This is a genomic window from Bacillus sp. RB3 (assembly GCF_030164735.1).
Taxonomy (GTDB): domain Bacteria; phylum Bacillota; class Bacilli; order Bacillales; family Bacillaceae_G; genus Bacillus_A; species Bacillus_A cereus.
The window spans coordinates 1-24,311 of sequence record NZ_JASNGE010000040.1; the positions used below are offsets into that span (position 1 = coordinate 1).

Sequence of the window (24,311 nt, forward strand, 5' to 3'; positions counted from 1 at the left end):
TTTCAAGCGAGTTTCAACATGATATTTCTACAGAGAACATAAAATCTCAATTACAACAATCTTGTAAAAAGAAGACTATGAATGATATACCGTTATACTCTGATATAAATGAGAATGAACTTGCATTCATAAACAAAAACAAACCCAATAATGTAATAATTAAAGATGAATGGATTCGATATTACCCTAAACACGAAATTGGTTCACAAGTAATTGGGTATGTAGAAAATGACCTTAAGTCCAAGCATATGGCTGTTGGAAAAAGCGGGATTGAGCTGCAATATGAAAATGATTTAAAAGGAAAACCAGGCAAAACTCTTATTTTTAAATTGAATAATAAAAAGTTCTTATGGAACATTCAAAAAGTACAAAAAGGAAAAGATGTGCGACTAGCTTTAGACTCTGAGTTGCAGCAAAAGGCAGAAGAAGCATTAAAATCTCAAATTAAGAAAACACCTGATGCTAAAGCTGGTTATGCTATAGTGAGCGATGCAAAAACTGGCGCAATTTTAACTATGGCCAACTCGGTAGCTTTTAATCCAAATATATTAAATACACATGTATCTTCTAGAAAAGAAAACATTAAATCTCTTTCGCAAAATAAAGCAATTCAAAAATTAAAGTATGGTGAATCTTATGTAAATATGGCTTCTACTATAAAACCACTCACTATTTTAATTGGATTAAATGAAAAGCTTTTCCAACCAGAAGATACTTATTTAGATAAAGGTACTTTTCAGTATGATAATCAAAATAACATTACGAATGCGCCTGGAACACCAACAGGGGAGATTACACCGAGGCAGGCTATCATTAATTCATCTAACACATTTATGACAGCAAAAGTAGCTCTGCCCTTATTCAACCAAAATAATGGAAATATAAAAAAAGTGGCACATATATGGACAGATTATTTAATGCAATTCGGCCTACGTTCTAAAACTGGGATTGAATTACCCTTTGAAGAAGACGGACAATATGAATTCCATCCATCTAATAAATTTGAAAATGGGATTTCAGCTTTATTAAATGCCTCTTGGGGAGGAAATGAAGTGCATACTCCTCTTCAACTCGCTCAATATGCAGCAACTTTGGCAAGTAAAGGCGACAAATATAAACCTCAAATCGTAAGTGCGATTATTGGTCAAGATGGTAAGGAAACCAAAAAGTTTAAACCCATTTTAGAAAGTTCAAATCGTTACCCGATGAACTTTTGGAGTGTCGTGCAAGGTGGGATGAGTCAAAATATAGAGGAAATTAAAAAGTTGCCCTTTGACGTCGCAGGTAAAACAGGTATTACAGGTTTTCCAAATGAGCAAGCAAGAATGATAAATCACTCTCTTTTCATTGCATATGCTCCTACGGAAGATCCACAAATTGCCGTTTCTGTCGTTATCCCTGGTAGTAATTCAGAAAAAAACATTGCCGCTCTCGTTACATCAGAAATTTTAGAGTACTGGAATACTCTTCAAAACGAAAATAAAAATAAAGAGGAAGGTTCACTTTAATGAACCTTCCTCTTTTACCATATAGAATCTATATTTATTATTTTCCATATACCTTCATTATTCTTTTCGAACATAAATGAATATTTAATATCAGTTAAAACATACTCTTTCTGTACATATCCAGTATTACCGTTAATTGTAGATATTTTTATATATCCATTATTCTGTACTTTTTCTGGAATCCAAGCTTTTACCATTTCATTAGATACTTCATATAAAACTTGTGATTCTCGCTTTGGTTCAGCTAAAATTTTCGTTTTATTTCCAGTAACAGTTGCATATATAAAATGCGCTTGGTTTGGTTGGTTACTTTCTGTCAATCCACTTGGTACTTTATATACTTGCTTTGTATCTTTTGCAAACTCTCCTCCCATTGTAAGGGCGACTTGCAACTCATGAAAGATATCTTCATCAAACTTCAATTCATCCTTCCTATAACTCTTTCCTTTAAATAGAACTTCATCATTTAACGCTTTGTACAAGTTATTTTCATTTTTTGAGTTCGTACTTTGATATAGTTCATTCATAAATTGTTTTAATGATGGATCTTGAGCAGACTCATCTTTTGTTTTAGGCTTAATTTGAGTACTACTTTGTACCGGCGATTTATTATCATCAAGCCAAGGTTGTTGAACAATGAAAAATAACATTGTACAAACCAAAACAACTACAATAGGTAATGCTTTTTTACGAAATGGTCTTTTATGTTTTTCAAAATCCACTTCATTATTTTCATATATAGACTGCTTTATTTTAGAAATAAATTCTTCTTCATCTTTACGATTCTCCATTGGGCCTTTTTTTATTTTTCTATACCAGTCAGGATTTTGTTTATTGTTCATCACTACTACCCTCCCCTATTAATTTTGAAACCTTACTTCTCGCTCTACTTAATCTCGATTTTACAGTTCCAATGGATACTCCTAATGTTTCAGCCATTTCTTCATAAGATAATTCATATTTTGCATCCAATATAATTATTTCACGGTGCTTTTTAGGTAGTTCTAATACCACCTTCCACACATCATTCATTTCTTCTTGCTTAAAAAATTCTTGTTCTGCTGACAGGGATTGCTTATCGTCACTAAAAAATCCTATTAAAGATATCCTTTTAAAATAAGAGGATTTCAAATGGTTTATTGCCGTATTTCTTGTGATTTTTAATATCCACGTTTTAATAGATGACTCCTTTCGAAATGAATTCCAATTTTTAAACACCTTTATAAATACATCTTGCGTGATATCATCTGATAAGTGTGGATCTTTCGTAATAATAAATGAATAATTCCATACATCTTGCCAATAGTCTTTTATAACATAGTCCAGCTCATCATGATTACACTTTTCAATAAACGTCTGTTCCATTTCCACACCTCAAACTTATTTGAATAAACATAAAACTGCCCTCACTTTTTTATTATGGTTTCAATATATAGACAAAATACAAGTTTCATTTGTTCCATTGTTTATCTTTTTTCAGGGAGAATAATACTACTAAAAAACAAGTAAAGCATACAATGATAAAAATCCACTCACAATAATCTATTTTTTGAATTTAACGTAACACTCTACTTGTCCATTTCAATTTGCTATTCCCTTCTATTTACCATTAACAATGTCAACTTTTCTAGAATGACAGCAAAAAAGCATTCTCGATTAGAAAGAATGCTTTTTTGAAATTTAATTGTTCTATATTTCCCCCAATTTATATCTTTGAGTTAAGCAAACATGTAATAAATTTAGTGAAAAATTCACCTTATAATTAAGTATTATTTCTGAAATACATGTTTTATTTTTTCACCTGGAACGTTACTTCCTCCTCTTCCTTTTACATCTTCAATCATCATTGTAACAATCATGTCTGGCGCATTTGCATCGAAAGCTGCGAACCATCCCAGTTCTTTTCCGTCTGCTTCTTTCGACTCTTTCAGTTCTGCTGTACCAGTTTTACCAGCAAGCGTTACACCATCAACCTTTGCAATTCTTCCTGCGCCATCAGGGTCATTAATGACTTTAATTAATGCGCTCTTTAATATCTCTTGATTCTTTTTAGAAACCACATTTTCTTTCCAATTCCCTGCTACTTTTGCTTCTTTTAAAAGATGTGGCGACGGAATATTCCCTTCATTCACAATCGGTGCATATGTTAATGCTAAATGAAGTGGTGTCATTAGTACTTGTCCTTGTCCATAGCCCGTGTCTGCTAGTTGAATATCGTTTTTTATCCCATCTTTTGCAATGATTGAAATAGGAAGTTCGTATTCGATTGGTAATTTTTCATGAAATCCGTACTTTTTAAATTCATTTACATACTGATCTTTTCCCATTTTCAAAGCTTGTTGAGCAAAATAAATATTATCAGAGTACTTCATTGCCTTATCAAAATCAATTGGACTTGCATCCTTTACACGCGTTACATAGTAATTTCCCCAAGACGAATCTTTTGTCCACTTCGATCCTTGAATTTTAAATTCTTCCTTCGGATTTATTGTGTTTGTTTCCAAACCAATTGCACCTGTGATCGTTTTAAATACGGAACCTGGTACAAATGCTTGTGTAAAGCGATTCGTCATTGGTAGTTTCGAGTCGTTACTCCATGCTTCTCGTTGGGCTTTCGATGCTCCTCTAACTATTATATTTGGATTATAAGCAGGGCTACTTACAAGTGCGATTGTTTCACCTGTTTTAGGATTGACCGCTGCACTAGACCCTGCTTCAGTTTTCATCTCATTAAAGATTTTTTCTTGAATTGCAGCATCAATTGTTAACGTAACATTTTCTCCTTCTTTTGCTTCTTTTTTTGCTACGTTTTTAATCTCTTTCCCCTTCTCATCTTCTATAAATACGCGTCCACCCTTTTCACCACGCAATTTATTTTCTAACACTTTCTCTAAACCGGTCTTACCTACTAAATCATCTGCTTGATAACCTTGTTTTTGAAGTGATTTTAACTCCTCCGCATTCACCTTTCCTATGTATCCAGTTAAGTGTGCCGCTGCTTCACCTAATGGATACGTACGAATATTTACTGGGTGAGATGAAACTCCTTCTAATTCAATATAATCATTCTGTCTGGTTCCCTCTTTTAAAATACCAATTGGTACAAAGGAGTCTGGTTTTATCCATTTTGCTGTGAGCTTTTGTTCGACCTCTTCTATAGACATATCAAGTAATTGTGCTACTATTTCTTTCGTTTGCGCTGCTGTTTCGCCTAGTTTCTCTGGAATAATTCCAACCTCAGTCGCTTTACCATTCGTTGCAAGCCCTTTTCCATTTCGATCATATATTTCTCCGCGTTTTCCTTGCTCTATTTGCATACGTACTTTGTAATCTTTTTTCATTCCTGGAAAAATGAAGTCTGGCGTCCAATCTATTTTCCAAGACTCTTTATCTTTCACAAGTTTTGCTTCATGGATGAATGAAACTGATCCTACATCGGTATCCATCTTAACTTCAAAAAGAAAAAGCTCTTTATCTTTCGTATTCTCTCCTTTCATTTTAACTTTTAAATTCTTAGCTCCAATCCCCTCATAGATTTTTTGATATTTTTCTGTGAATTCTTTTTTAGAAATTGATTTTTTTGCATGATCTGATAAATGATCATACATATTTGTAAATTTTCTATCATTCCATAAATTGATATATTCTTCAAATGCTTGTTTTGGCGGTTCGTTTTTATTACATCCTACCAACATAACCGCGAAACAAACGAAAAGCAGCATCCATAATTTTTTCAATTCAATCTTCTCCCTTAGTTAAAAATGATGATTCCTTTCTTAATTTATTTAATAAAAAATGTTTTAACGCTTAATAGACAGTGAAAGTAAGGATATTGTTCCATATTTACAAAAAACTAAAAAAGAGTGATAAGAATTCCGTAAATTTGGAATCCTCATCACTCTCGTTTGATATTGTGCAAATCATGAATATGAAATAATAATTTCTAATTTTAAAAAATAATTTTAATTTTCCAACTAACGAGATAAAAATCATGTATTTGTTCTATTTTTAATAATTCATAAATTCGTTGAAATGTTCGCATCAAATTCATCTGATGTTTTGGTATCTATTTTTCTCCCATCAATTGTCATCTTTATTTTTTGTTTTTGGTTTGCTGTTACCACCCAAGCGTTCGGTAAATAACGATCTTCATGGGATAATGTAGACGGTGAATTTATAACCTTTCCTCCTAAATATAGCGTAGCAGAAGAACCTCCATCCATTGCCATTGCATTTATAGCTCCTTTTTCATATAAAATATCTTGACACTCTTTCAACGTAGCTCCTATACTATGTGTCTGTCTACCGTCAATAACTAGAAACATAATTGTACCATCTTCTTTTTGGGCCATAATACTTCTTGGAGCCGACCCCCAACTGCCGTCTCCTTCTGTAATCATTTTTTCTCCATTTACAATTAACTGTGGCATAAATCCAGCTGCGGAAACGACTTGTTTATCCAACAGTTGTTGGGTAGAATAATTTCCTGTTATCATTTGACCAAACTTTGTTAATCCCGTAATAATTGTAGGGGCATTTCTATCCATATTTGTATCAATAGCTTTCCCATTTTCTATCACAATTCCAGTAGCAACATTTCCTCCACCCCTTCCTGTTTCGTCAGCAAATCCACTTGCATTCACAGCAACAAGTGCATGATTACGTTTTGCCATTACACTAATTTTTTCTCCCCTGTTAGCACCCTGTGTTCCTTGATGGCTAACAAGTTTAACATTGAAAGGATTACTAATTGTTACTAACTTTCCTTCGAAAAGAAAGCGACTATCTTTATTACTTTTAATTGTTTCTACATCAATTTCTAATGGCTGATTTTTTAATTCTTCTAATCTTTTTCCTACTATTTTTTTATAAATATGCTCATCACTGTTTGACCATTTTGGATGATTAATTCTATCTTGCAGTTTATCTAGTTCCTTTTGGGATAGGAATGTATATTTCGCATATTGTGGATGCTGAGAAGTTAATATACTCCCAGCGATTGTTATACGAAGCTCTCGGCCATAGCTAGTACCAAATAGTATTCCTACGCCAATAATCATTAAAATAGAAAATAGAAGCAAAATTCGTTTGAAGATTTTTCTTAGATGTTTCATAGTTTTATCCTCCAGCATTCATTACATTCAATAAATCCATTAAAATATTATTTATCTAAAGACAAAAGTGATTGATTTCCTCATGCCTGAATTCCCCACTATGTTTTAGCAATTAAGGCAACATACTTATTCCGGATTTCGTTTTTTTAGTGTATATTTATAAATTTAATAACGTTTTTGCAACCATGAAGTAAATTATTAATCCTGTTCCGTCAACAAATGTTGTAATAAATGGACCTGAAACAACTGCAGGATCTAGTTTTAATTTTCTTAGAATTAAAGGTAAAACAGCTGCTACAAGAGAAGCCCAAATAACAATAAATAATAAAGTAATTGCTACAACTTGCGCAACTTCTGCTCCAACTCCTAACATATAAGCACGAATGAGCCCAGCTATCCCAAGTGCAAGTCCAAGAAGCATACCAATTGCAAATTCTTTTTTCATTACACGGAAAATGTCTTTAAATTTTAACTCTCCAATACCAATTGCACGAGTAATTGTTGCTACAACCTGTGTTCCTGTATTCCCTCCAGTACCTACTAATAATGGAACAAAGAAAGCAAGGGCAACTACAGTTTCAATTTCGTCTTCAAAATACTTTAATACTGTACCTGTATATGCCTCAGCAACAAAAAGAAGTAATAACCATGGTAGACGTTTTAGGAAAATGCTCCAAATACTAGCTTCAAAGTAAGATTGATTCAATGGTTCACTTCCGCCTAACTTTTGAATATCTTCTGTAGCTTCTGCTTCCATAACATTCATTACGTCATCAAATGTTATAATACCAATCATTTTATTATTTGCTGTTGTGACAGGTATTGCTGCTAAATTATAATTCAGTAGCTTTTTTACAACTTCTTGCTGGTCAACTTCAGCGTGTACTGAAATTACCTCTGGCATCATGATAGTAGATAATATCTCTTCATCTGCTGCTAGTAATAACTCATGTATGGAAACGATTCCCTCAAGATAACCATGACTATCAAGAACATAACTATAAGATATTGATTCTACATTTTCAGAATGTTCCCTAATGTACTTCAATGTCATTTTTACTGACCAATTTCCTCTAACTGCAACAAAATCACTTGTAACAAGACTTCCTGCCGTTTCAGGTTTGAAAGTCATTAATTTTTTTACGTTATGTTTTGTAATTTTATCTAGATACGCCATTAATTTAGCCTGTTCTTCCGGATGAACCGCTAGAAGTAAATCTACTAATTCATCAATCGGTTGTAAATTCAGTAACTTTTTAGCTTTATTTTCAGATAAGTGAATTAAGATATTATATTTTTCTTCTGCACTCATATATTGAAGAACTTTAGAGCTTTTTAATACAGGAATCGTATTTAGTAATATGACTTGATCTTCAATTGAAAACTGTTTTACTTCTTGCGCAATATCATACGACGGAAGACGTAAAACTTTCTCTGCATCCAAGTTATTTTTGGTTATAAGTAATTCCTTTAATAATTTCTTCATGTTAACTCCTCCTCATATTGCTAAGGGAGACTCTAGAGTTTCATGAGTGGTTTTGTTTTATTTTATCTGTCTTAAATTTTTTATTAGAGCAATAATAGTTACATTGCAATCAATTCATTAGTTAGAATTACCTCCTTTTTGAATATAGACAAGATAAAAATAAATAACATTAAACAGAAAAACCTTTACTCAAAAAGGAGTAAAGGTTTTTTCACAATACAAATAAATGATTATTAAGACAGCTCTGCCGAAATCACAGAGGTGCCTTTCTATCAAATCGTATACCACTCCCTCGTTGAGTTTTAGCACTGTATAGCATAGGTTTTTATAACCAGCTACATTAAGAAGGGCCTTAATCCGACCGTTCCTGTTGACCCATTGGCGTCTCTCGACATTTTTGGGCAGCAGCGTTTCTCTATACAGGAGCCTCACCTAACAAAGTTTATTGAATTACTTCAAAATTTAAACCAGAATTTAATATTTGTCAACTGACTTTCAATTCCATTTATAAAAAAATCTTTTATAGAAAATGAAATTATATTTTATTATAAATTTAAAATTCCCCTTAAAAAACATAGAATTCAAATAGATTTAATTCGAAGAAACGTAATAAAACATATGAAACTTATTATTTTTAATCAAATTCCAACTTTATAACAAAAGATGAATAATTAGTCATTCTGTATACAAAAAGAACATTCACAAAAAATCTTCTTTTATGATTAAAATCTTCTTTACTGTTTATCAAATTTATATGGTTAAACTACTTAATCAAACGATACACTACAAGTCAAAAATATGTACTTATACAGAATGATTACAGACATTTTTTTATATCATTTCTCAAAGGACTATAAAGCAATAAAACAAATAAAATTAGCAATATGGTTGCTTGACAAGCAAAAAAAATATATTTATGCTTGCTACACGAAACAAACACATAAAATTTATATTGCTTAACCTGTTAGGTGAGGCTCCTATGCAAACACAGGCTATTGCCCAAAAATGTCGAAAGACGCCAATGGGTAGAACAGGAATTGTCGGATTAAGGCTCTTCTTAAGATAGCTAAGTAATGAATTTTCATTACTTTACGTTGTATAGTGCCAAAGCTCTACTAGGGGGAAAAAGCCTTATTTAGTCATGCCATTTTGAATCCCTCTAGTTACATACTAGGGGGATTTTTGCGTAAAAAACAGGGAATAAGTGATAGAATCTTTCTAAACAAAAGTCATATTTAGTAATTGACGAGAACAAGATTCTATTCATTAGCAAATGTAATATTATGTTTTGTTTTAAATCAGGAGGATATTAAAATGAAAAAAATATTAAAACTCGATTATCTATTGCTCCTTCCTCTATTCATAACATGTACTTTAGGTATTATCATGATGTATAGTGCAAGCTCCATTGTCGCTGTCCAACATTACGGTTATAACAGTAGACATTTTGTTGATTCTCAATTAACAAAGCTACTTTTAGGAACAATAGGATTAATAATTTGTGCTTTACTCCCATATGAAATATGGAAAAAACGAATAGTCTCAATCTGTATTATGGTTGGGGGGATTTTTTTATTAATTATGGTTTTATGGAAAGGAAAAGTGGTAAATAATGCTCAGTCATGGATCTTTGGAATACAGCCAGCTGAATTTCTTAAATTAGGAACAATCCTTGTAACAGCCCGTTTTTTTGCATTGCGACAAGAACAAGCTAAAAATAACTGGCGTGGTATCGGAAAACTTTTATTTTTTTTAGCTACAATTTTTTTTCTTATCTTTAAACAACCAAATTTAGGATCTGCACTTTTAATATTAGGTATAGGTTTTAGCATATTTCTTTGTTCAGGAATAAATATAAATCTACTAATCAAAAGAACTACCATCGGTTCTATTTTATGGTTACCTATTTTATATTATTTGATTCAATATAGTTTATCAGCAGTTCAAAAGACACGTATTACTACGATTTTCAATCCCTTTCTTGATGCGCAAGGAAATGGATACCAGCTTGTAAACTCTTTTATTGCCATTGGCTCTGGAGGAAGCACTGGTCGTGGATTTGGAAATAGCATACAAAAAACAGGTTATCTTCCAGAACCACACACTGATTTTATAATGGCAATAGTTTCTGAAGAACTAGGATTTATTGGTGTATTTATTCTATTGGTTGGAGTTTTGACTATGGTACTTCGCTCCTTAAAAATTGCACAATTATGTGTAGATCCATTCGGCAGTTTTATAGCAATTGGTATAGGATGTATGATTGGTATGCAATCAGTTGTAAATTTAGGTGGTATTACGGGACTATTTCCTCTTACAGGTACTCCATTTCCATTTGTAAGTTTTGGTGGAAGTTCTTTAATGGTCAATTTAATAGCAATAGGAATATTGCTTAATATCTCAATTTTCAATAAAATAAGACTTTCTCCTTTTTAAAATCTATTGTACTATAGTCATTTTTGTTACATTTAGAGAGATTATACAGGCTTTCATAATGATTTGATCAAACTGTAGATTTATTAATTTTAGACGAACATTTAAAATATTTTATAGCATAGAATAGACAGTATACAGTAGACACCACTAATATCTACTAGGTGAATAAAAAAGAAGGAGAAAATAAATGACTCTAAATATAAATAGAGTATTCCCACGTAATTGGTATGCTGTGAGTTATGCAAAAGATATAAAAAAGATTCCAGTAAAAAAAAGATTTGCTGGCAAAGATTTTGTATTATATCGGGATGAAAAAGGCGAAGTTCAGGCTCTATCACCTTACTGCCCTCATCGTGGCGCTGACTTATCACTGGGACAAGTAGTAAATGGTAAACTAGTCTGTCCCTACCATGGTTGGGAGTTCGATAGTTGTGGTACTTGTGTAAGAATTCCATCCCAAGCCAATAAACCTATCCCGAAATTTGCTCATACCCTCTCATACCCTGTAAAAGAAAAGATTGGGTTGATTTGGATATATCCTGATAATGAGGAAACTCCACCTGAATGGCAAACTTTTCATGTAATGGAGAACACTCCTTTTAAACTCTCTTTCTTCCACGCCACTTGGAATGCACACCTTACTCGATCAATCGAATCTGTGCTGGATATTGCTCATCTTGCTTATGTACATAAAAAAACGATTGGTAGAAAAACAAAAGCCGAATCAACCAATTATAAGCTGGAGGGAACACTGGATCAGTTTATATTCTCAAATGGTGATGCTTACCTTGAATACAAATTCCCACATCAGTGGATGCTTCACAGTGGCAAACAGGAGAATGAGTCATTTATTCAGTACATTACGTTTACACCAATTGATGAAGAAGAGACATTAATTATGGGATATACCGGAAGGACATTTTTAAAGTACTTCCCTTTACTAGACCAAATTTTAGCTAAATTTAGTTTAAGAGTACTAAAAGAGGATCAAATTATTGTAGAAAGTCAACATCCTAGACCTATACCAGAAGCTTTAAAAATGGAGGCCCATGTTCATGCAGATATGGCTCAAGTTCAGTTTAGAAAACGTTGGTTTCAGTTTTTACAAAATGGGTCTTGTTTTTCACTTGATTAAAGGCACGTAACGCAGTATTAAATATAGGTGTAGTGATGTTGATAGACGTGGATGCTACCCCATCGCCATCAAGCTAAAATTTTATAGTACCCCCTGAACCCAATTTTGTACTAACTCTTAACAAAAAATCCCTTCAAAAAAAGAAAGGCGCCTATGCACCTTTCTTTTGTAATTCATTCTCACTCTCTTAGCATTCAGAATCCCTTATGAATCACTTTAATGCGTCATTGTACGGACCTAATTACTCTTTAAAAAAGTAATAATTTGTCTCCTTACTTTTCAGTAACATATTTCCTCTTATTATTAAAAATAAGTCGTTTCTGCTTAATATTTTTACTATAACTCTAACTAGTGCTAACCAAAGGATCATAATAAGCCAAATATAATTTATTAATCACGTTTAAAGTACATAAGTCTGCACTGATTGAAAATGCAGAACCAGCATTAATATCGTTTAGCGTATTCCTAATCCGCTAACGACTTAAATCACCTTATTTCACTCTCTTCGGTAAAGCTGAGCCTGAATGTTCAATTACTGAATGAACATAAACATTAATGTCAGCATTACTAAAATAATTTTCACCTTGATCCCAATTCTTACTTATTTTCTTCCATTCTTTATAATTATTCCGCTTATATACTTCTCCTAATGCTAATACATCCACCTTATATTTTTTTTGAACAACCTTTATTGATTTTTGAATCCTTTGATCCATCTCTTTTGAAATATCCTTCGTTAAGCGTTTTTTATCTCCATGCTCAAATGTTTTCAATTATTTTTGTTTCTCCAGATTTATTATAGAATCTTTCATCTAAAATTAGTCTGTTTTACCAGTTAACATAGAATTTGACAGACGAATAAATTCTTCTTTGCGATCTAAAAAAATGTATGTGCAATAAGAGTTATGTTTAACATTAACAAAACACTTAATATAACCAATAAACCATACACCCAAAATTTACTTCTTCATTGAAAAAACAACATTTTTAGCTAGATGTAGTAAGTTATTTTAGGATGAAAAATTTAAAATATCTATCTTTATATACAGTTCAATATATTACTACAATTTTAACAAAGGACCACAAGCAATTGTAAAAGAGAAAATGAAAAAACAACTTAAGTTTTACCCTATACAATCATTAAAATATATTAAATTTATTGTTGTATTAATTACCAATAAGAATTTCATAAAGAAAGCACAGACTTATTAAGGCACATATTTATCTAACCTACATAAAATAAAGATGTACAATTGCCTACTTTATGAATTTTTTATAATGATATATAGAAAGGATTCATTAAGTTATGTTTGTTGGGAAATAACATTTATATTTCTTCTAAAATAAACAGGGTACAAATTACACATATCAGCCTGTTTATTTTAGAGAAAAGTTGTTTATAAGTAGTTCTTTTCTTTAAAAGAAGGAACTACATTTTTTAAATTAAATTTCTACATGAATAAATTTAGCACGGGAAAGGAATTGAACTTATGTCTAATTTAAATTTCATTTCTGATCAATTTGCTGCAATTCTTAAAGGAAAGAGTAAAATAAATCAAGGTGGTTGTTCGGTGTCTTTTCACCGCAATTTTAAGGTCCTGGTTCAAGGAAAACCAAGTGCCTATGTAGTTCCCGTCGGAGTAAGTTTTGAATCGTTGGATCAAAATGGCAATGCATTAAATTTAGGAGAAATCGCGGTTCTACAAGAAGAGATCCCTGCATTTATGAAATCAATTGTACAACAAGGAATTATTGTCAGTGCTTTACATAATCACTGGTTATACATGAATCCCTTAATTATGTATATTCATATCCAATCGGTGGAGCACCCGTTACATTTTGCAAGAAAATTGGCAAATTCATTTTTATCGTTAAGCAGCTATCCTGTTACTAATAACGAAGGGCAATAATCAATGTTTTTGTTGTGTTCATTTATTATTATAGGAAGCACCACGTGTCCATTAACTTAAGTAACTTAAGTAACTTAAATACCCCTAAACAAATTTGATAAAAAATAATATTATTTTTTTATCATTTAAGATGAACTATAATCATTTGCGGAAGAATCACAACAAAATGTTCACTTGTATTTTTAGAAAAAACAGCCTATTCTTGATCCATTGGAGAAGTAATATTATCTTTATAAATATCTATATAGATATTTCCATTTACAGCACGTACAGCATATGTAACATCTTTGGAGCGAAGGTTCCTTTTTTTAGTTCATACTGTAATTCTAACTCCGTCTGATTGTTTTGTATTAAATTTTCTGTCATAATTTCCCCATCAATGATTAACTCTATAGGGAGCTTACACTCTTTTTTTGTCGGTATATTTAAATCTTGTTTTGTAACAGTACGATATTCTGGTTTTTTCAAAACAGATATTTTACCATTTGTTTCAACTACGACATAAAGAACTTCTTCAATATTAAAAATACCATTCTCTCTTAATTGTTGGTTTAAATAATCTAGAGAATAGCGCATTTTCCTCATATTATTTTCTAAATTTTTTCCATTTTCAATAATTACTGTTGGATTTCCTGCAAATATTTTTCTGCCTATTCGACTTTTCATGGATATATAACTAACCATTAAAATGATAAACAATAAAATAAGAAAAGCAATAGCTACATGATGAGTTTTTACATTTAAATTAAATGCCAAATTTGCAATAATACTTCCAATAGAGATAGCACCAATAAAATCAAAGGTATTCATTTCAGCGATAATTTGCTTTCCTAATATTTTAGCTCCGATAAATAAAATCGAGAAAGAGAACAATGTTCTCAAAATAATTTCTATATGTTCAGACACAAATAGCTTCTCCTTTTAAGATTAGGTGTTCGGATAATAACATTTTATATAAAGATAATATGTATCATTGTAAAACAATTTATTATGTTCAATACCAGTAGATAATTCATGCATATTAAAACAACGGAACTTTTTCACTTTTAAGAGAGAGAAAGGGAAAGGGAAAGGGAAAGGAAAAATAAAACTAAATATGTACAAAAATACATTAGATGAATTATGTTTTTTATTTCCATCAAGTTAAATATAACTTGACACTCCCCCTAAAGAACTAGGAGTGTCACAACATTTAAAGAACATATTTCCTTTCGAATCATTTATTTAGGATCAATATTTAACTTTTTCTTTCATTTTCAATCCCTCTGAAGCTCGATGATATTATGCATATTTTTAGATTTTCCATTTGTAGCTATATTGATTGAGACATTAAGATCTAATTCTTTATTTTGAAGTGGTATTTTCCCCTCTTTTTTATATCGTTTCCACAATTTAGAATTCTGACGATATAAGGTATGTGATAACTGATACATGTCAATCCCCTTTTCGATTCCTTTCTGGTACGTTTTTTTTATTTCTTTTTCAACTTGGCCTTCTGCAATTTTTTTTATATCCTTTACAGGCATAGGGTTTATTAATTGAAAAATATCAGCATCAAAATCGATATTCATAAGCATGCGTAACTTTCCATTTTTAATAAAATACTTTGTATCTACCTTTGGATTTTTCAATACTAGATGTCCAATGATCTTCTCGTTAAATTTTAATAGTAATGGAGCTCGTTTGGTATTTTCATCAGTCCACTGAACCCCAGCAATATCATGGTTCTTTAAATGATTTATATAGGATTTATTACTTATAAAACCATAACCACTAAATTTTAACATCGGAAATGATATATGCCCTTTTTTCCAATATGATTTAGTCGTAGCTAAGAAAGGAATACGAGTTGTCATCCCAGGTTCATAATAATTTCTTTGGAATTTATATAAAGGTAAAGGGTCTATTATTGTATATTGCTTGGTTATCTCTTTTGGTAAATTAATGATTGTATATAATTGAGAAATATTCAAAATGTTATTGTTAGATAATATGTTTTCTAAAGGTTCCTTAGTTCCAAATAACCACATAGTATCTCGAAATTGAAAAAAACGAGAAAAAAAATCATTAAATTGATTTATGTCACCATGTTTTAGAAATCTTTCTGTTACAACAATTGTTTTGAGATGCTCCCATGAAATTTCTTGCTGAGCACCCTTATAAAAATCAAATGCTGCCTCATCTAAAATAGGTCCTTTCCCCATTGCAATATAGGCCTGGCTATAATTACGGGTAGCGCTCCCTTCTTGTTTAGCTATGTTAGAAAAATTAATAAATTGCGGACGGATGATATAATTATTATCTTTAAAATCGATACCTAGACTATTTATATACAGAACGTGATGCAACTCTCTTTGATCCCAACACCCTGTTAGAAACATACACATCATAAAAAAAAATACAACTATTCTTTTATTTTTCTTCATCTGTACTCTCTCTTTTCCTTGTATTATCTTGAGTATGCAATTCTTCAGGTCTTTTTTTCATATACGTGAACGGAATTCTAAATGTGGCTGCTAACATACTTTTAAACACAGGGGGTGAGTACGGTGTAAAAAATGGAACTCCAAAAGAGCGTAAATTCACTACGTGAATTACCATCACAAGGACACAAAAGATAAATCCTACTATACCCAGTAAAGCAGATACTAGAAATACTACATATCGCAATATACTTATTATTCCTGTTACTGACTGATTAGTTAAAGCAAATGTCGAAACAACCGAGATTGCTATTATAATGACCATAGATGCTGAAACAATTCCTGCACTAATAGCAGCTTGTCCAATAATTAATCCTCCTACAACAGATAATGTTTGACCAAATACGGCAGGAACACGCAATCCTGCTTGCCTTAAAACTTCAAATAAGGTCATCATAATCAGCCCTTCTAAAGGAGCTGGAAAAGGAATCCCTTCTCTGGATAAGCTTAATGTAGCTAACAGCGTATAGGGAATCTGATCTGGATGATATGTAATTAGTGCTATCCAAATTCCTGGAAGAAACATAGAAATTGCTATCCCCAAAAGACTTACAAGCCGTACAAAGCTACCGAATATATAGAAAAAATCTTGATCTTCAGATGTATTCACAAAAAAAGGAAATGTAACTGGGGCAATAGTGGCTGTTGGTGACCCTTCGACTAATAAAATAAAACGCCCATACAACAAACAATTCACAGCATAATCAGGGCGCCCTGTATATTCAACTAATGGAAATACACTAAATTGATTATTTGTGATTAATTCTTCAATTTGTGCACTTGAAACAACCCCGTCTATTTTAATTTGTCTTAATTTTAATTGAACTTGATTAATGATATCTTGGGATGCGATATCTCTCAAATACATGAGTGCTACTTTAGTTTGTGTTCTTTCTCCAATTATAAATTCTTCATAACTAAGAGAACTCGTTTTTAGTCTTTTTCTAATTAATCCTATATTTGTGTTTAACTCTTCAACAAATCCATCCCGTCCACCTCGAATGGTCATCTCTGTATTTGTTTGTTCAACTGATCTTGTAGGTATTTTAGCAACATCAACTATATACCCTTGTTTAGATTCCTCAAAAATAATGAGGAGGTTACCTTTAAATATAATTTGAGAAATAATTTCATTCGAATTTACTATATCTAATTTCTTTACTGATAACTCAGAAATTAATCCTGTAAGGTTAAATTCTTCTATCGAATTATTTATAAGTTGTTTGCAAACATGGGATGATGTAGCTTGTTTTAATTTTGTATTGTCAATTAAGTTTTCACAATACATAAACAACACTGACCTCGTTTTTTCTTTCTCATCTAATTCACGCTTTATTATCTTTACGTCGTTGCATCCTTCAAACCACTTTAGTATTATCTTCTCGTTTAATTCTACTCTTTTGTTCATCTACGTTGTCTCCTTCAAACTCTGCAACCTTATATAAAATACATCCTCATACTCTTTCAAGGGATTTTTTTATATTTAGCAACCCATACAAACACAATTAATAAGATAGAAAACAAAAATAGCCCTAATGCTGAAACTGGTAAAACAATTTGAGATACAAACCAATAGAAACTAGAGTCACTAATAGGTAGTATACTTATTAATAAAATACATGAAAGGATTGCAACCATAACCCCATTTCTTGTTTTCCTATTTGAAATTGATAACAAATCTGGAATGAGAAATACAACAAGCGATAGACGAATAAAGATCCCTACAAGCCACTGATACACTGAGAGAAAGTCTAGATTTTCAATATACCTTCCTATTGACACAAGTCTCCATTCTTCAAATGCTGGATATCGTTGGTTTGCTGCTACGAAAGGACCAAATTCTATAATAGCTGCCATTACCGGGCCTATTGTGATACCAATAATTACAAGCCCCAAAGCAATCAGTTGATATAATTTGACTTTTGAACAAATGTGATGTTGTAAAAAAAGAATAAAAATTAACTCTAGAAATCCTGCTGCAGGATAAATCATCCCCCTTAATACTGGATTTATCCCATTTTCCATCATTGGTTGAAGTAAAGAATAGTCTTTATGCGGAACATTAGCAAACATTACAAAAAAACCAAGTAAAAATACAATAGGTAACAAAACACCTGTTGTAAGTGCAATAGATTGAATTCCTCTTGTAGCATTATAGAGACAAACCATTGAAAAAAGTATTCCTAATACAAAGTGAGGTGTTTCTGGTAAATAAAATGAGAAAAAGGTTAATGTTTCTTTTAGTGCAACGACACCAATTGTTATTAAATAAAGTACAACTATGAATATGATTGGATATATACTGAATTTCCCAAAATTATTTTTTAACCACAAAAATAAATGTTCATTTTTTATGTTTTTATAAATAATGAATATTAATGAGATCCAAATGATGTATATAAAGCTTACTACTATGATTGAAATCCACGAATCTCTACCTGAAGTATCTAATAACATAGGGATCATAATGACATGATTGATTATCCCGATACTACCAATAAGCATCATAGAAACTTGAAATAAAGTAATTGTTTGCTTAGTCATACTAACCACCATATTTTGTAATGAAGAAATATTACATATTATAACTGATACATTACATTTTTATTCCAAATGATTAGTTCTCAGAGGCGTACCATTAACATTTTAAAGAAAATAGATGCAAAGCAAAATTCTACATGAGAAAAAGTTGATTTTACTATTCTAAGTGATACGATTAGCATTAAAAATCTAATTAGTTTTGATAAAATATCTTTTGTTTACGTTGAAATGGATAGATTTTAATTTCGTCTGTATCTAAATTTTCATGAAATAGATGTATGGTAATAATATGTACCAGACTCCATGCACGTTGCGCTTGTATAAATAGTATTATCTAATGTATCTTCTTCCGTTATTACTCCTCCTTTTGGAACCTCACAATTTTACAAAATACGAAAAATAACCGATATACCCTCTTCTTCGTTATCTATACCCTGAATATTTTATTTACCATACGCTGCTCGTATAAACCTTGATGGTGGGGTGAAATCTCCATTAAGTCCCATTGAACCTGAACCTTGTCCAAAAGCACTTAATGGTATATCCCCCTCGCATGGCTGCGATTTAAGACCTATATATTGTCTTAAATTTTGTAAATGCCAATTAAACTCAGGACTATTAGTCACTACTCCTTGTCGATTCTAATACAATAGATTCACCCCATTTATCCGCTAAAATCCAATGTAATGGTGGAGTAACTCCTAAAGCAGGTAATGGTACCTCCCAAAAGGAAATACTAGCTACAAATTTCTTTAACTCTTCAACAGATTTGAATTGTGTCTTTCGAAACCAGAAGAAAAGCCAATAGATTTCTGAAAACTGGGCGTATGATTTGATATTGTAAAGCCCTCAGGCATCAATTTGTTCATCACCTATCATCATGTATCCCTTGGTTGAAACCATCAGCTTTTCTGTACCTCTTCCCAGTCGATAGCTCGAAAAGTTATGAGTGTTGAGCTCAACTTAACGACGACGAGAGCTGCTCCCCAATTAGTGATGAAACCCATTATCACATTTCGTATCATGTGGCATAGGTCCATCCAAGGAATCCAGAAAGGCAACGGCCTGTTTGAGGTTCCTCAAAAATAAATGCGCGAGATCCATAGAAAACCCGTTTCGAACCACAACGCGCATAATCGTCACTGCTTCTAGGTCTGGAGGCAATGGATATGCGGGTACTTGCCAGCCGAACACACGCAATTGTCGAGATAAATCATAAAGGTTCCAGTTTAATGTGTAACCTTTTTTCAGTTGCCAAGCGAAAACCGGAATATCCGAACCATCGGACAAAAGTTCGAACGGTTCCATCTCCTGAATTGCCTTGCTAAGAAAAAGAGCGACCTTCTGAGAAGCCCTTTGGACATCATAGTACCCACTTTTCCCCAAACGCAGGTAATTGTAATATTGTAGGAGCACTTGTGCGCCAGGACGTGAAAAATTCAGGGCAAAAGTCGGCATGTTTCCGCCTAAATAGGAGACGCGGAAGATTAAATCATCGGGGAGATCATCAGCTTCCCGCCAAATTATCCAACCCAAGCCAGGATAGACTAATCCATATTTATGTCCCGATACATTGATGGACTTCACCCTCGGCAACTGAAAATCCCAGACTAAATCTGGTTGAAGAAACGGTGCTATAAATCCGCCCGAAGCCGCATCTACATGCATAGGAATGTCGAGTCCCGTCCTCTCCTGTAAATCGTCCAACGCTTTTGCAATGGCGGCAACCGGTTCGTAAAGTCCGGTATAAGTCTCACCGAGAATCGGTACCACACCAATCGTATTTTCATCCACGGCTGCAAGGACCCCTTGAGGATCTAATCGGGGATGCTCAGGGCTAACCTTCACATAGCGTGGTTCAACCTCCCAATAGTTCGCAAATTTTTCCCAAACGACTTGAACAGCAGAACTAAACACAATATTAGGCCGATCCACCGGCTTACCCTCTCTTTTTCGTGCATTTTGCCAGCGTCTCTTTAACGCAAGCCCCCCGAGCATACAGGCTTCCGACGATCCAGTTGTTGAAACGCCCATAGTTGTAAGGGGGCTGGGGGAATGCCAGAGGTTGGCTAAAATGCGGACACACCGCTCCTCAATTTCAGCTGTCTGTGGATATTCGTCCTTATCAATTATGTTCTTATCAAATGCTTTAGCATATAAGTGCTCTGCGGTAGGTTCCATCCATGTACTAACGAATGTTGCAAGATTCAAGCGTGCATTGCCATCAAGAGTCATTTCATCATGGACGATCTGATACGCTGTTTCTGGTAACATGCCTTCATCAGGCATGTGAAAGCGCGGAACGACTGATTCTCCTTTGCGGGCAAAAAGAGGATTTATAGAAAATTCGGGAGGCAGCTCCATTTGCACGTGACGCGGTAGATATTGTGGATTATCTGGCATAACCTCTTTTCCTTCATATGTATCGTTTTGCACTTCTTCTTTTCGATCCTGCGGCATACTAGTCCCCCTTAATTAATGGTTTAACAAATATATTATTTACAAAAAAACATTTGCTAAACCAAGGGACAATTCTAATAAAAGGTGATGCCATCATTCAAAATAAAGGAGTATAGTTTTTGATTATAAAATAGAAATTGATTTATATTTTAATGAAAATATTGAATATTTTTAATATAATTATTGAGTTATGTTTTTATAGAAACTTAAGGGGTATGATTATGGAGTTTATTACTTTTAAAGTAATTTGTATCTTTTTATTTTTAATGCTTATGACTTCTATAGAAGTTTTAGGATATGGAGTTCAACTTGTTGGAGCGAAATTAGCTTTAGTTGCATCGGCTTTTGCTAAATATAATATTATGTCTTTAATTGCTCGATTTTCTAATATGTTTCAACAACCATTTACTGTTTCTTTAGTTGATAGTACAGCAAAAAATGGTAGATTAGAATTACTAATTAAACAATTAGATTTTTGTTATTAGGTTCTACTATGGGAGTAATACTTGGAGGGATTATTAGTACCATTTTTTATGAAAGTTCTTTCTAAAGCGCTAATACCATTGTCAAAAGATGGTTCGTTTTTAAACATGTTCAAATTAATATGTTCACAAAAGAATTGATGCAACGTTAAAAAGAATGAGCCCGGTACAATACCGGACTTATATTCATACAACCACTGTATTTTTCTGTTTAACTGTTGGGATTCGGTTCATAATGAAACATATTTTTACATAAAAGACTTTCGTATATAAATTTTTCAAATGATTTATTAGCGAATTGTTGACTAATATCACTTTTTTGAGTGAGTAATTTTTCAGATTGATGATGTAATGAATTTTGTTCGTTTCTTTTATGTAAAATATTCTAGTTTTGCATTAGGAAAGAACTGTTTCATATAGGAATACAGATAGTTTTTTATATCCTCTTCTTCTTCTTTTTGATAAATGTATTTTCCGATTCCATATTTCCCCCATTTATACCTTCTTTTCTCTTCATCTAATTCTAATTTTGTCATCGGGTAGTTTTTTTCAATTACTCTCTTAGCTGGCTTTGTAAAACGATGTTGAATAAATTCAAATGTAATATCATCCCGTACATCAAGAGGTAATTCAGCATTTAGGCGTTCAAACATATGATAGTATCCTTCCTTCCAGCCTTCATGCAGGTAAATAGGAGCTACAATGAAACCAAGAGGATATCCAGCTCTAGCTACTTTTCCTGCTGCCTCAATTCGTTTAGCTAAGGGAGAAGTTCCTGGTTCAAAGTTTTTAATCACATAATCAGCGTTTACACTAAAGCGAAATCTTGTTTTTCCATTATGTTTAGCATCAAGTAAATGATCTACATGGTGGAATTTCGTAACAAATCTCAATTTCCCATATTCAGATTCTCCAAAATGCTCAATGGCCCGTTTAAGGGTATGCGTTAAATAATCGATTCCTACAATATCTGAAGTACACGACGCTTCAAATCTTGTTACTTCAGGTGCACGCTCTTTCATGTATTTATCAGCAGCATCTAAAATTTCTTCAACATTTACATACGTTCGTATATAAGGCTTACTTCCCATCGTTGTTTGTAAATAACAATAATGACAATGTCCCATACATCCCGTTGCAAAAGGAATTGCATACTCTGCTGAAGGCTTGGAAGTATCGAATTTCAGTGTTTTTCTAACACCAACAACCAGCGTGGATTTTGCTACTCGATACTTTTGAAAATCGTTATCCCCTGGCAAATCTCTTACTTGATTATGGGAAGTAGTATGTCGAATTTCAACATCCATCTTTGAAAACTTCTCAAACAGCTCTTTCCCCAAAGGATAATCTAATGCTTTCGGTTCAAAATATACGAGCTTAGGCATAAATGGCTTATTCATTCTAACATCCCCTCTGAAATATCACCATAATAGTAAGTGTAAGCTTGGTTTGCTTCATCTTCGGTAGCATATATAGCCATCTCATTTGTTAGTGGATAATACGTTTCGTAAAGAAATAGTGCTAATTCATTAGGTCTTTCAGGATTATTTACAACTGCTGCAGCTTGTATGTTAGCTACGTCTTGAGTATGAGGATTTCGGTAAAAAATATAAACAATGTCACCAGCATGATACGTATTACTTTCAGAAGAAAATTCCATTCCATCACCATCTCATTTCATAAAATTCAATGCTCACAGTTTTACTTTCTAATTTTCTTGTAGTGTAACTATTTAATTACATTGATAATGATTACGCCATACAAACATATTTTGAAAAATGAATAATAAATGTACTCCCAAAAAGGCAAGCATATATCAATGCTTGCCTTTCGTTCTAACGACGATGTTCAACAAGATCGATTACACCTAAAACGACGTGTGCTAAACCAAAACCAAATACTGTATTTGCAATCATTTTATTAGTTCCACGAGTTTGTTTAAGAGCATAACCTGCTGCTGTCACTGCTGTACCTAAAGCTGTTGGAATTAATCCTTCACGAATGTCCACAGTGATGCCTCCTTGTTTCGTAGTTAGTAAATTTGTTTTAATGACTCGAAGTAAAGTATTAAAACAAGTATTAGTATTTTTCTTTTTAATAAAATTATGTGAAATTCTTATGAATAATATTTTAAATCCATAACAGCTATAAAGATTGAAAAAATTATTAATTAACAAATAAGAAAATATCTTCAAAACGTATTTTTATATGAAAATTTTATACCTCAGACAAAAAAATCTTTGCGAAAATTCTCTCCATAAAAAGTGCTCCTAAATTTATATATATAGGAGCATTTTTTATGAAACACTATTCTTTATTTGCTTATGAACCACTTTATTATAATAACCATGCTTTACAACTTGCCTAAAATCATCTACCTCGATATCCATTCTTTCCGCAATATCTACAACAATTGTATTTTGTAAAACATTCACCACAAATCCCATTAATTTCAAATTATGATTTTTACGATATGAAAATTCAACGTAATCCCCAAGTGTTACTTCTTTATTATGTTTCATTTGGCGCCCCCTAAATTATCGATAATTATACAATAGTTTCCCCCTTTTTTACTTCTACATACGGGGTCACCAGTTTATCATTTTAGCCAATTCATCTCCCACCTACTTATTTTGCGTTCCTTGAGGAAGGGGTCTTCTTGGCTAAAATGATAAAAAAAGACAAACTCTCCAATGTGAGGAGTTTGTCCAAAACCATGATTTCTTTAGTTCAACAATATAGAATTCAGTTCCGAT

The 24,311-nt window shown here is 32.5% G+C and carries 18 protein-coding genes, 4 pseudogenes and 2 riboswitches; of the genes and pseudogenes, 5 read left to right on the forward strand and 17 right to left on the reverse strand.

Translation table 11 applies throughout. The features are described 5' to 3' along the window. On the forward strand, positions 1 to 1,508 hold a 1,508-nt coding region (locus tag QO049_RS27175), incomplete at its 5' end, for a peptidoglycan D,D-transpeptidase FtsI family protein (RefSeq protein ID WP_284489668.1). A gap of 14 nt (positions 1,509 to 1,522) precedes the next feature. Here QO049_RS27175 and QO049_RS27180 read toward each other — a convergent pair. From QO049_RS27180 to mgtE, 5 genes are all read right to left on the reverse strand, one after another. After that, positions 1,523 to 2,350, reverse strand: a complete 828-nt coding sequence (locus QO049_RS27180; RefSeq protein WP_001060751.1) for an SH3 domain-containing protein — start codon at positions 2,348 to 2,350, stop codon at positions 1,523 to 1,525. After that, positions 2,340 to 2,873 carry an RNA polymerase sigma factor gene (locus tag QO049_RS27185; RefSeq protein ID WP_284489669.1) on the reverse strand — a complete coding sequence of 178 codons (534 nt, stop codon included), beginning with the start codon at positions 2,871 to 2,873 and terminating at the stop codon, positions 2,340 to 2,342. Before QO049_RS27185 ends, QO049_RS27180 begins: the two co-directional genes overlap by 11 nt. Positions 2,874 to 3,277: 404 nt before the next feature. Then, a complete protein-coding gene (locus QO049_RS27190) occupies positions 3,278 to 5,245 on the reverse strand; it encodes a penicillin-binding transpeptidase domain-containing protein (protein ID WP_246962798.1) in 1,968 nt (655 codons plus the stop codon). 279 nt (positions 5,246 to 5,524) lie between these two features. Beyond that, positions 5,525 to 6,622 carry a phosphodiester glycosidase family protein gene (locus tag QO049_RS27195; protein ID WP_246962796.1) on the reverse strand — a complete coding sequence of 366 codons (1,098 nt, stop codon included), beginning with the start codon at positions 6,620 to 6,622 and terminating at the stop codon, positions 5,525 to 5,527. 157 nt (positions 6,623 to 6,779) lie between these two features. Then, positions 6,780 to 8,108 carry a magnesium transporter gene (gene mgtE, locus QO049_RS27200; protein ID WP_000734820.1) on the reverse strand — a complete coding sequence of 443 codons (1,329 nt, stop codon included), beginning with the start codon at positions 8,106 to 8,108 and terminating at the stop codon, positions 6,780 to 6,782. Positions 8,109 to 8,389: 281 nt separating this feature from the next. Next, positions 8,390 to 8,555: riboswitch (M-box (ykoK) riboswitch) on the reverse strand. 506 nt (positions 8,556 to 9,061) lie between these two features. After that, positions 9,062 to 9,238: riboswitch (M-box (ykoK) riboswitch) on the forward strand. 184 nt (positions 9,239 to 9,422) lie between these two features. On the opposite strand from mgtE, the gene QO049_RS27205 reads away from it, so the two are divergent. Together QO049_RS27205 and QO049_RS27210 are read left to right on the forward strand one after the other, a co-directional pair. Next, on the forward strand, positions 9,423 to 10,544 hold the full coding sequence (locus QO049_RS27205) for an FtsW/RodA/SpoVE family cell cycle protein (protein WP_246962794.1): 1,122 nt from the start codon (positions 9,423 to 9,425) through the stop codon (positions 10,542 to 10,544). A gap of 187 nt (positions 10,545 to 10,731) precedes the next feature. Then, the gene (locus tag QO049_RS27210) at positions 10,732 to 11,679 is read left to right on the forward strand and encodes an aromatic ring-hydroxylating oxygenase subunit alpha (protein WP_246962792.1); all 948 of its coding nucleotides are present in this window, start codon (positions 10,732 to 10,734) and stop codon (positions 11,677 to 11,679) included. Between the two features lie 241 nt (positions 11,680 to 11,920). Here the strand turns inward: QO049_RS27210 and QO049_RS27215 are convergent. Next, positions 11,921 to 11,989, reverse strand: a pseudogene (locus tag QO049_RS27215) (HXXEE domain-containing protein); the annotation flags it as partial. Between the two features lie 181 nt (positions 11,990 to 12,170). Beyond that, positions 12,171 to 12,431 (reverse strand): annotated as a pseudogene (locus QO049_RS27220) (Ger(x)C family spore germination C-terminal domain-containing protein); the annotation flags it as partial. Positions 12,432 to 13,169: 738 nt separating this feature from the next. On the opposite strand from QO049_RS27220, the gene QO049_RS27225 reads away from it, so the two are divergent. Beyond that, a complete protein-coding gene (locus QO049_RS27225) occupies positions 13,170 to 13,589 on the forward strand; it encodes a DUF1259 domain-containing protein (RefSeq protein ID WP_000067578.1) in 420 nt (139 codons plus the stop codon). A 196-nt stretch (positions 13,590 to 13,785) separates the two neighbouring features. Here QO049_RS27225 and QO049_RS27230 read toward each other — a convergent pair. From QO049_RS27230 to gad, 6 genes and pseudogenes are all read right to left on the reverse strand, one after another. After that, positions 13,786 to 14,495, reverse strand: a pseudogene (locus QO049_RS27230) (DUF421 domain-containing protein). Between the two features lie 350 nt (positions 14,496 to 14,845). Further along, positions 14,846 to 16,015 carry a spore germination protein GerXC gene (gene gerXC, locus QO049_RS27235; RefSeq protein ID WP_098785620.1) on the reverse strand — a complete coding sequence of 390 codons (1,170 nt, stop codon included), beginning with the start codon at positions 16,013 to 16,015 and terminating at the stop codon, positions 14,846 to 14,848. Next, on the reverse strand, positions 16,002 to 17,480 hold the full coding sequence (gerXA, locus tag QO049_RS27240) for a spore germination protein GerXA (protein WP_246962790.1): 1,479 nt from the start codon (positions 17,478 to 17,480) through the stop codon (positions 16,002 to 16,004). The genes gerXC and gerXA overlap by 14 nt, the downstream gene beginning before the upstream one ends. Positions 17,481 to 17,536: 56 nt before the next feature. Next, positions 17,537 to 18,616, reverse strand: a complete 1,080-nt coding sequence (gerXB, locus tag QO049_RS27245; RefSeq protein ID WP_016110011.1) for a spore germination protein GerXB — start codon at positions 18,614 to 18,616, stop codon at positions 17,537 to 17,539. Positions 18,617 to 18,806: 190 nt separating this feature from the next. Then, positions 18,807 to 19,453, reverse strand: a pseudogene (locus tag QO049_RS27250) (linear amide C-N hydrolase); the annotation flags it as partial. Positions 19,454 to 19,603: 150 nt separating this feature from the next. After that, positions 19,604 to 21,073, reverse strand: coding sequence for a glutamate decarboxylase (gene gad, locus QO049_RS27255; protein WP_061139279.1), 1,470 nt, complete (start codon positions 21,071 to 21,073; stop codon positions 19,604 to 19,606). Positions 21,074 to 21,294: 221 nt separating this feature from the next. On the opposite strand from gad, the gene QO049_RS27260 reads away from it, so the two are divergent. After that, a complete protein-coding gene (locus QO049_RS27260) occupies positions 21,295 to 21,558 on the forward strand; it encodes a lipid II flippase family protein (RefSeq protein ID WP_000394421.1) in 264 nt (87 codons plus the stop codon). 368 nt (positions 21,559 to 21,926) lie between these two features. Here QO049_RS27260 and splB read toward each other — a convergent pair whose 3' ends face one another. The 4 genes from splB to QO049_RS27280 all read right to left on the reverse strand — a co-directional run bounded on the left by splB (position 21,927) and on the right by QO049_RS27280 (position 24,077). Beyond that, positions 21,927 to 22,955, reverse strand: coding sequence for a spore photoproduct lyase (gene splB, locus QO049_RS27265; protein WP_048656294.1), 1,029 nt, complete (start codon positions 22,953 to 22,955; stop codon positions 21,927 to 21,929). Beyond that, complete coding sequence (locus QO049_RS27270; RefSeq protein WP_000396091.1) at positions 22,952 to 23,215, reverse strand: transcriptional regulator SplA; 264 nt, start codon at positions 23,213 to 23,215, stop codon at positions 22,952 to 22,954. The genes splB and QO049_RS27270 overlap by 4 nt, the downstream gene beginning before the upstream one ends. Positions 23,216 to 23,390: 175 nt before the next feature. Continuing rightward, the gene (locus QO049_RS27275) at positions 23,391 to 23,564 is read right to left on the reverse strand and encodes a hypothetical protein (RefSeq protein ID WP_000354585.1); all 174 of its coding nucleotides are present in this window, start codon (positions 23,562 to 23,564) and stop codon (positions 23,391 to 23,393) included. Positions 23,565 to 23,852: 288 nt separating this feature from the next. Continuing rightward, positions 23,853 to 24,077: a DUF2187 domain-containing protein gene (locus tag QO049_RS27280; protein WP_000682213.1), complete on the reverse strand. Its 225-nt coding sequence runs from the start codon at positions 24,075 to 24,077 to the stop codon at positions 23,853 to 23,855. Positions 24,078 to 24,311 lie beyond the last annotated feature (234 nt).

What these genes read in the sequence shown, in the direction of transcription:
- QO049_RS27180 (WP_001060751.1), bottom strand. Translation starts at nt 2,350, where the DNA reads ATGAACAATAAACAAAATCCTGACTGGTATAGAAAAATAAAAAAAGGC.
- QO049_RS27185 (WP_284489669.1), bottom strand. Translation starts at nt 2,873, where the DNA reads ATGGAACAGACGTTTATTGAAAAGTGTAATCATGATGAGCTGGACTAT.
- QO049_RS27195 (WP_246962796.1), bottom strand. Translation starts at nt 6,622, where the DNA reads ATGAAACATCTAAGAAAAATCTTCAAACGAATTTTGCTTCTATTTTCT.
- mgtE (WP_000734820.1), bottom strand. Translation starts at nt 8,108, where the DNA reads ATGAAGAAATTATTAAAGGAATTACTTATAACCAAAAATAACTTGGAT.
- QO049_RS27205 (WP_246962794.1), top strand. Translation starts at nt 9,423, where the DNA reads ATGAAAAAAATATTAAAACTCGATTATCTATTGCTCCTTCCTCTATTC.
- QO049_RS27210 (WP_246962792.1), top strand. Translation starts at nt 10,732, where the DNA reads ATGACTCTAAATATAAATAGAGTATTCCCACGTAATTGGTATGCTGTG.
- QO049_RS27225 (WP_000067578.1), top strand. Translation starts at nt 13,170, where the DNA reads ATGTCTAATTTAAATTTCATTTCTGATCAATTTGCTGCAATTCTTAAA.
- gerXC (WP_098785620.1), bottom strand. Translation starts at nt 16,015, where the DNA reads ATGAAGAAAAATAAAAGAATAGTTGTATTTTTTTTTATGATGTGTATG.
- gerXA (WP_246962790.1), bottom strand. Translation starts at nt 17,480, where the DNA reads ATGAACAAAAGAGTAGAATTAAACGAGAAGATAATACTAAAGTGGTTT.
- gerXB (WP_016110011.1), bottom strand. Translation starts at nt 18,616, where the DNA reads ATGACTAAGCAAACAATTACTTTATTTCAAGTTTCTATGATGCTTATT.
- gad (WP_061139279.1), bottom strand. Translation starts at nt 21,073, where the DNA reads ATGCCGCAGGATCGAAAAGAAGAAGTGCAAAACGATACATATGAAGGA.
- QO049_RS27260 (WP_000394421.1), top strand. Translation starts at nt 21,295, where the DNA reads ATGGAGTTTATTACTTTTAAAGTAATTTGTATCTTTTTATTTTTAATG.
- splB (WP_048656294.1), bottom strand. Translation starts at nt 22,955, where the DNA reads ATGAATAAGCCATTTATGCCTAAGCTCGTATATTTTGAACCGAAAGCA.
- QO049_RS27270 (WP_000396091.1), bottom strand. Translation starts at nt 23,215, where the DNA reads ATGGAATTTTCTTCTGAAAGTAATACGTATCATGCTGGTGACATTGTT.
- QO049_RS27280 (WP_000682213.1), bottom strand. Translation starts at nt 24,077, where the DNA reads ATGAAACATAATAAAGAAGTAACACTTGGGGATTACGTTGAATTTTCA.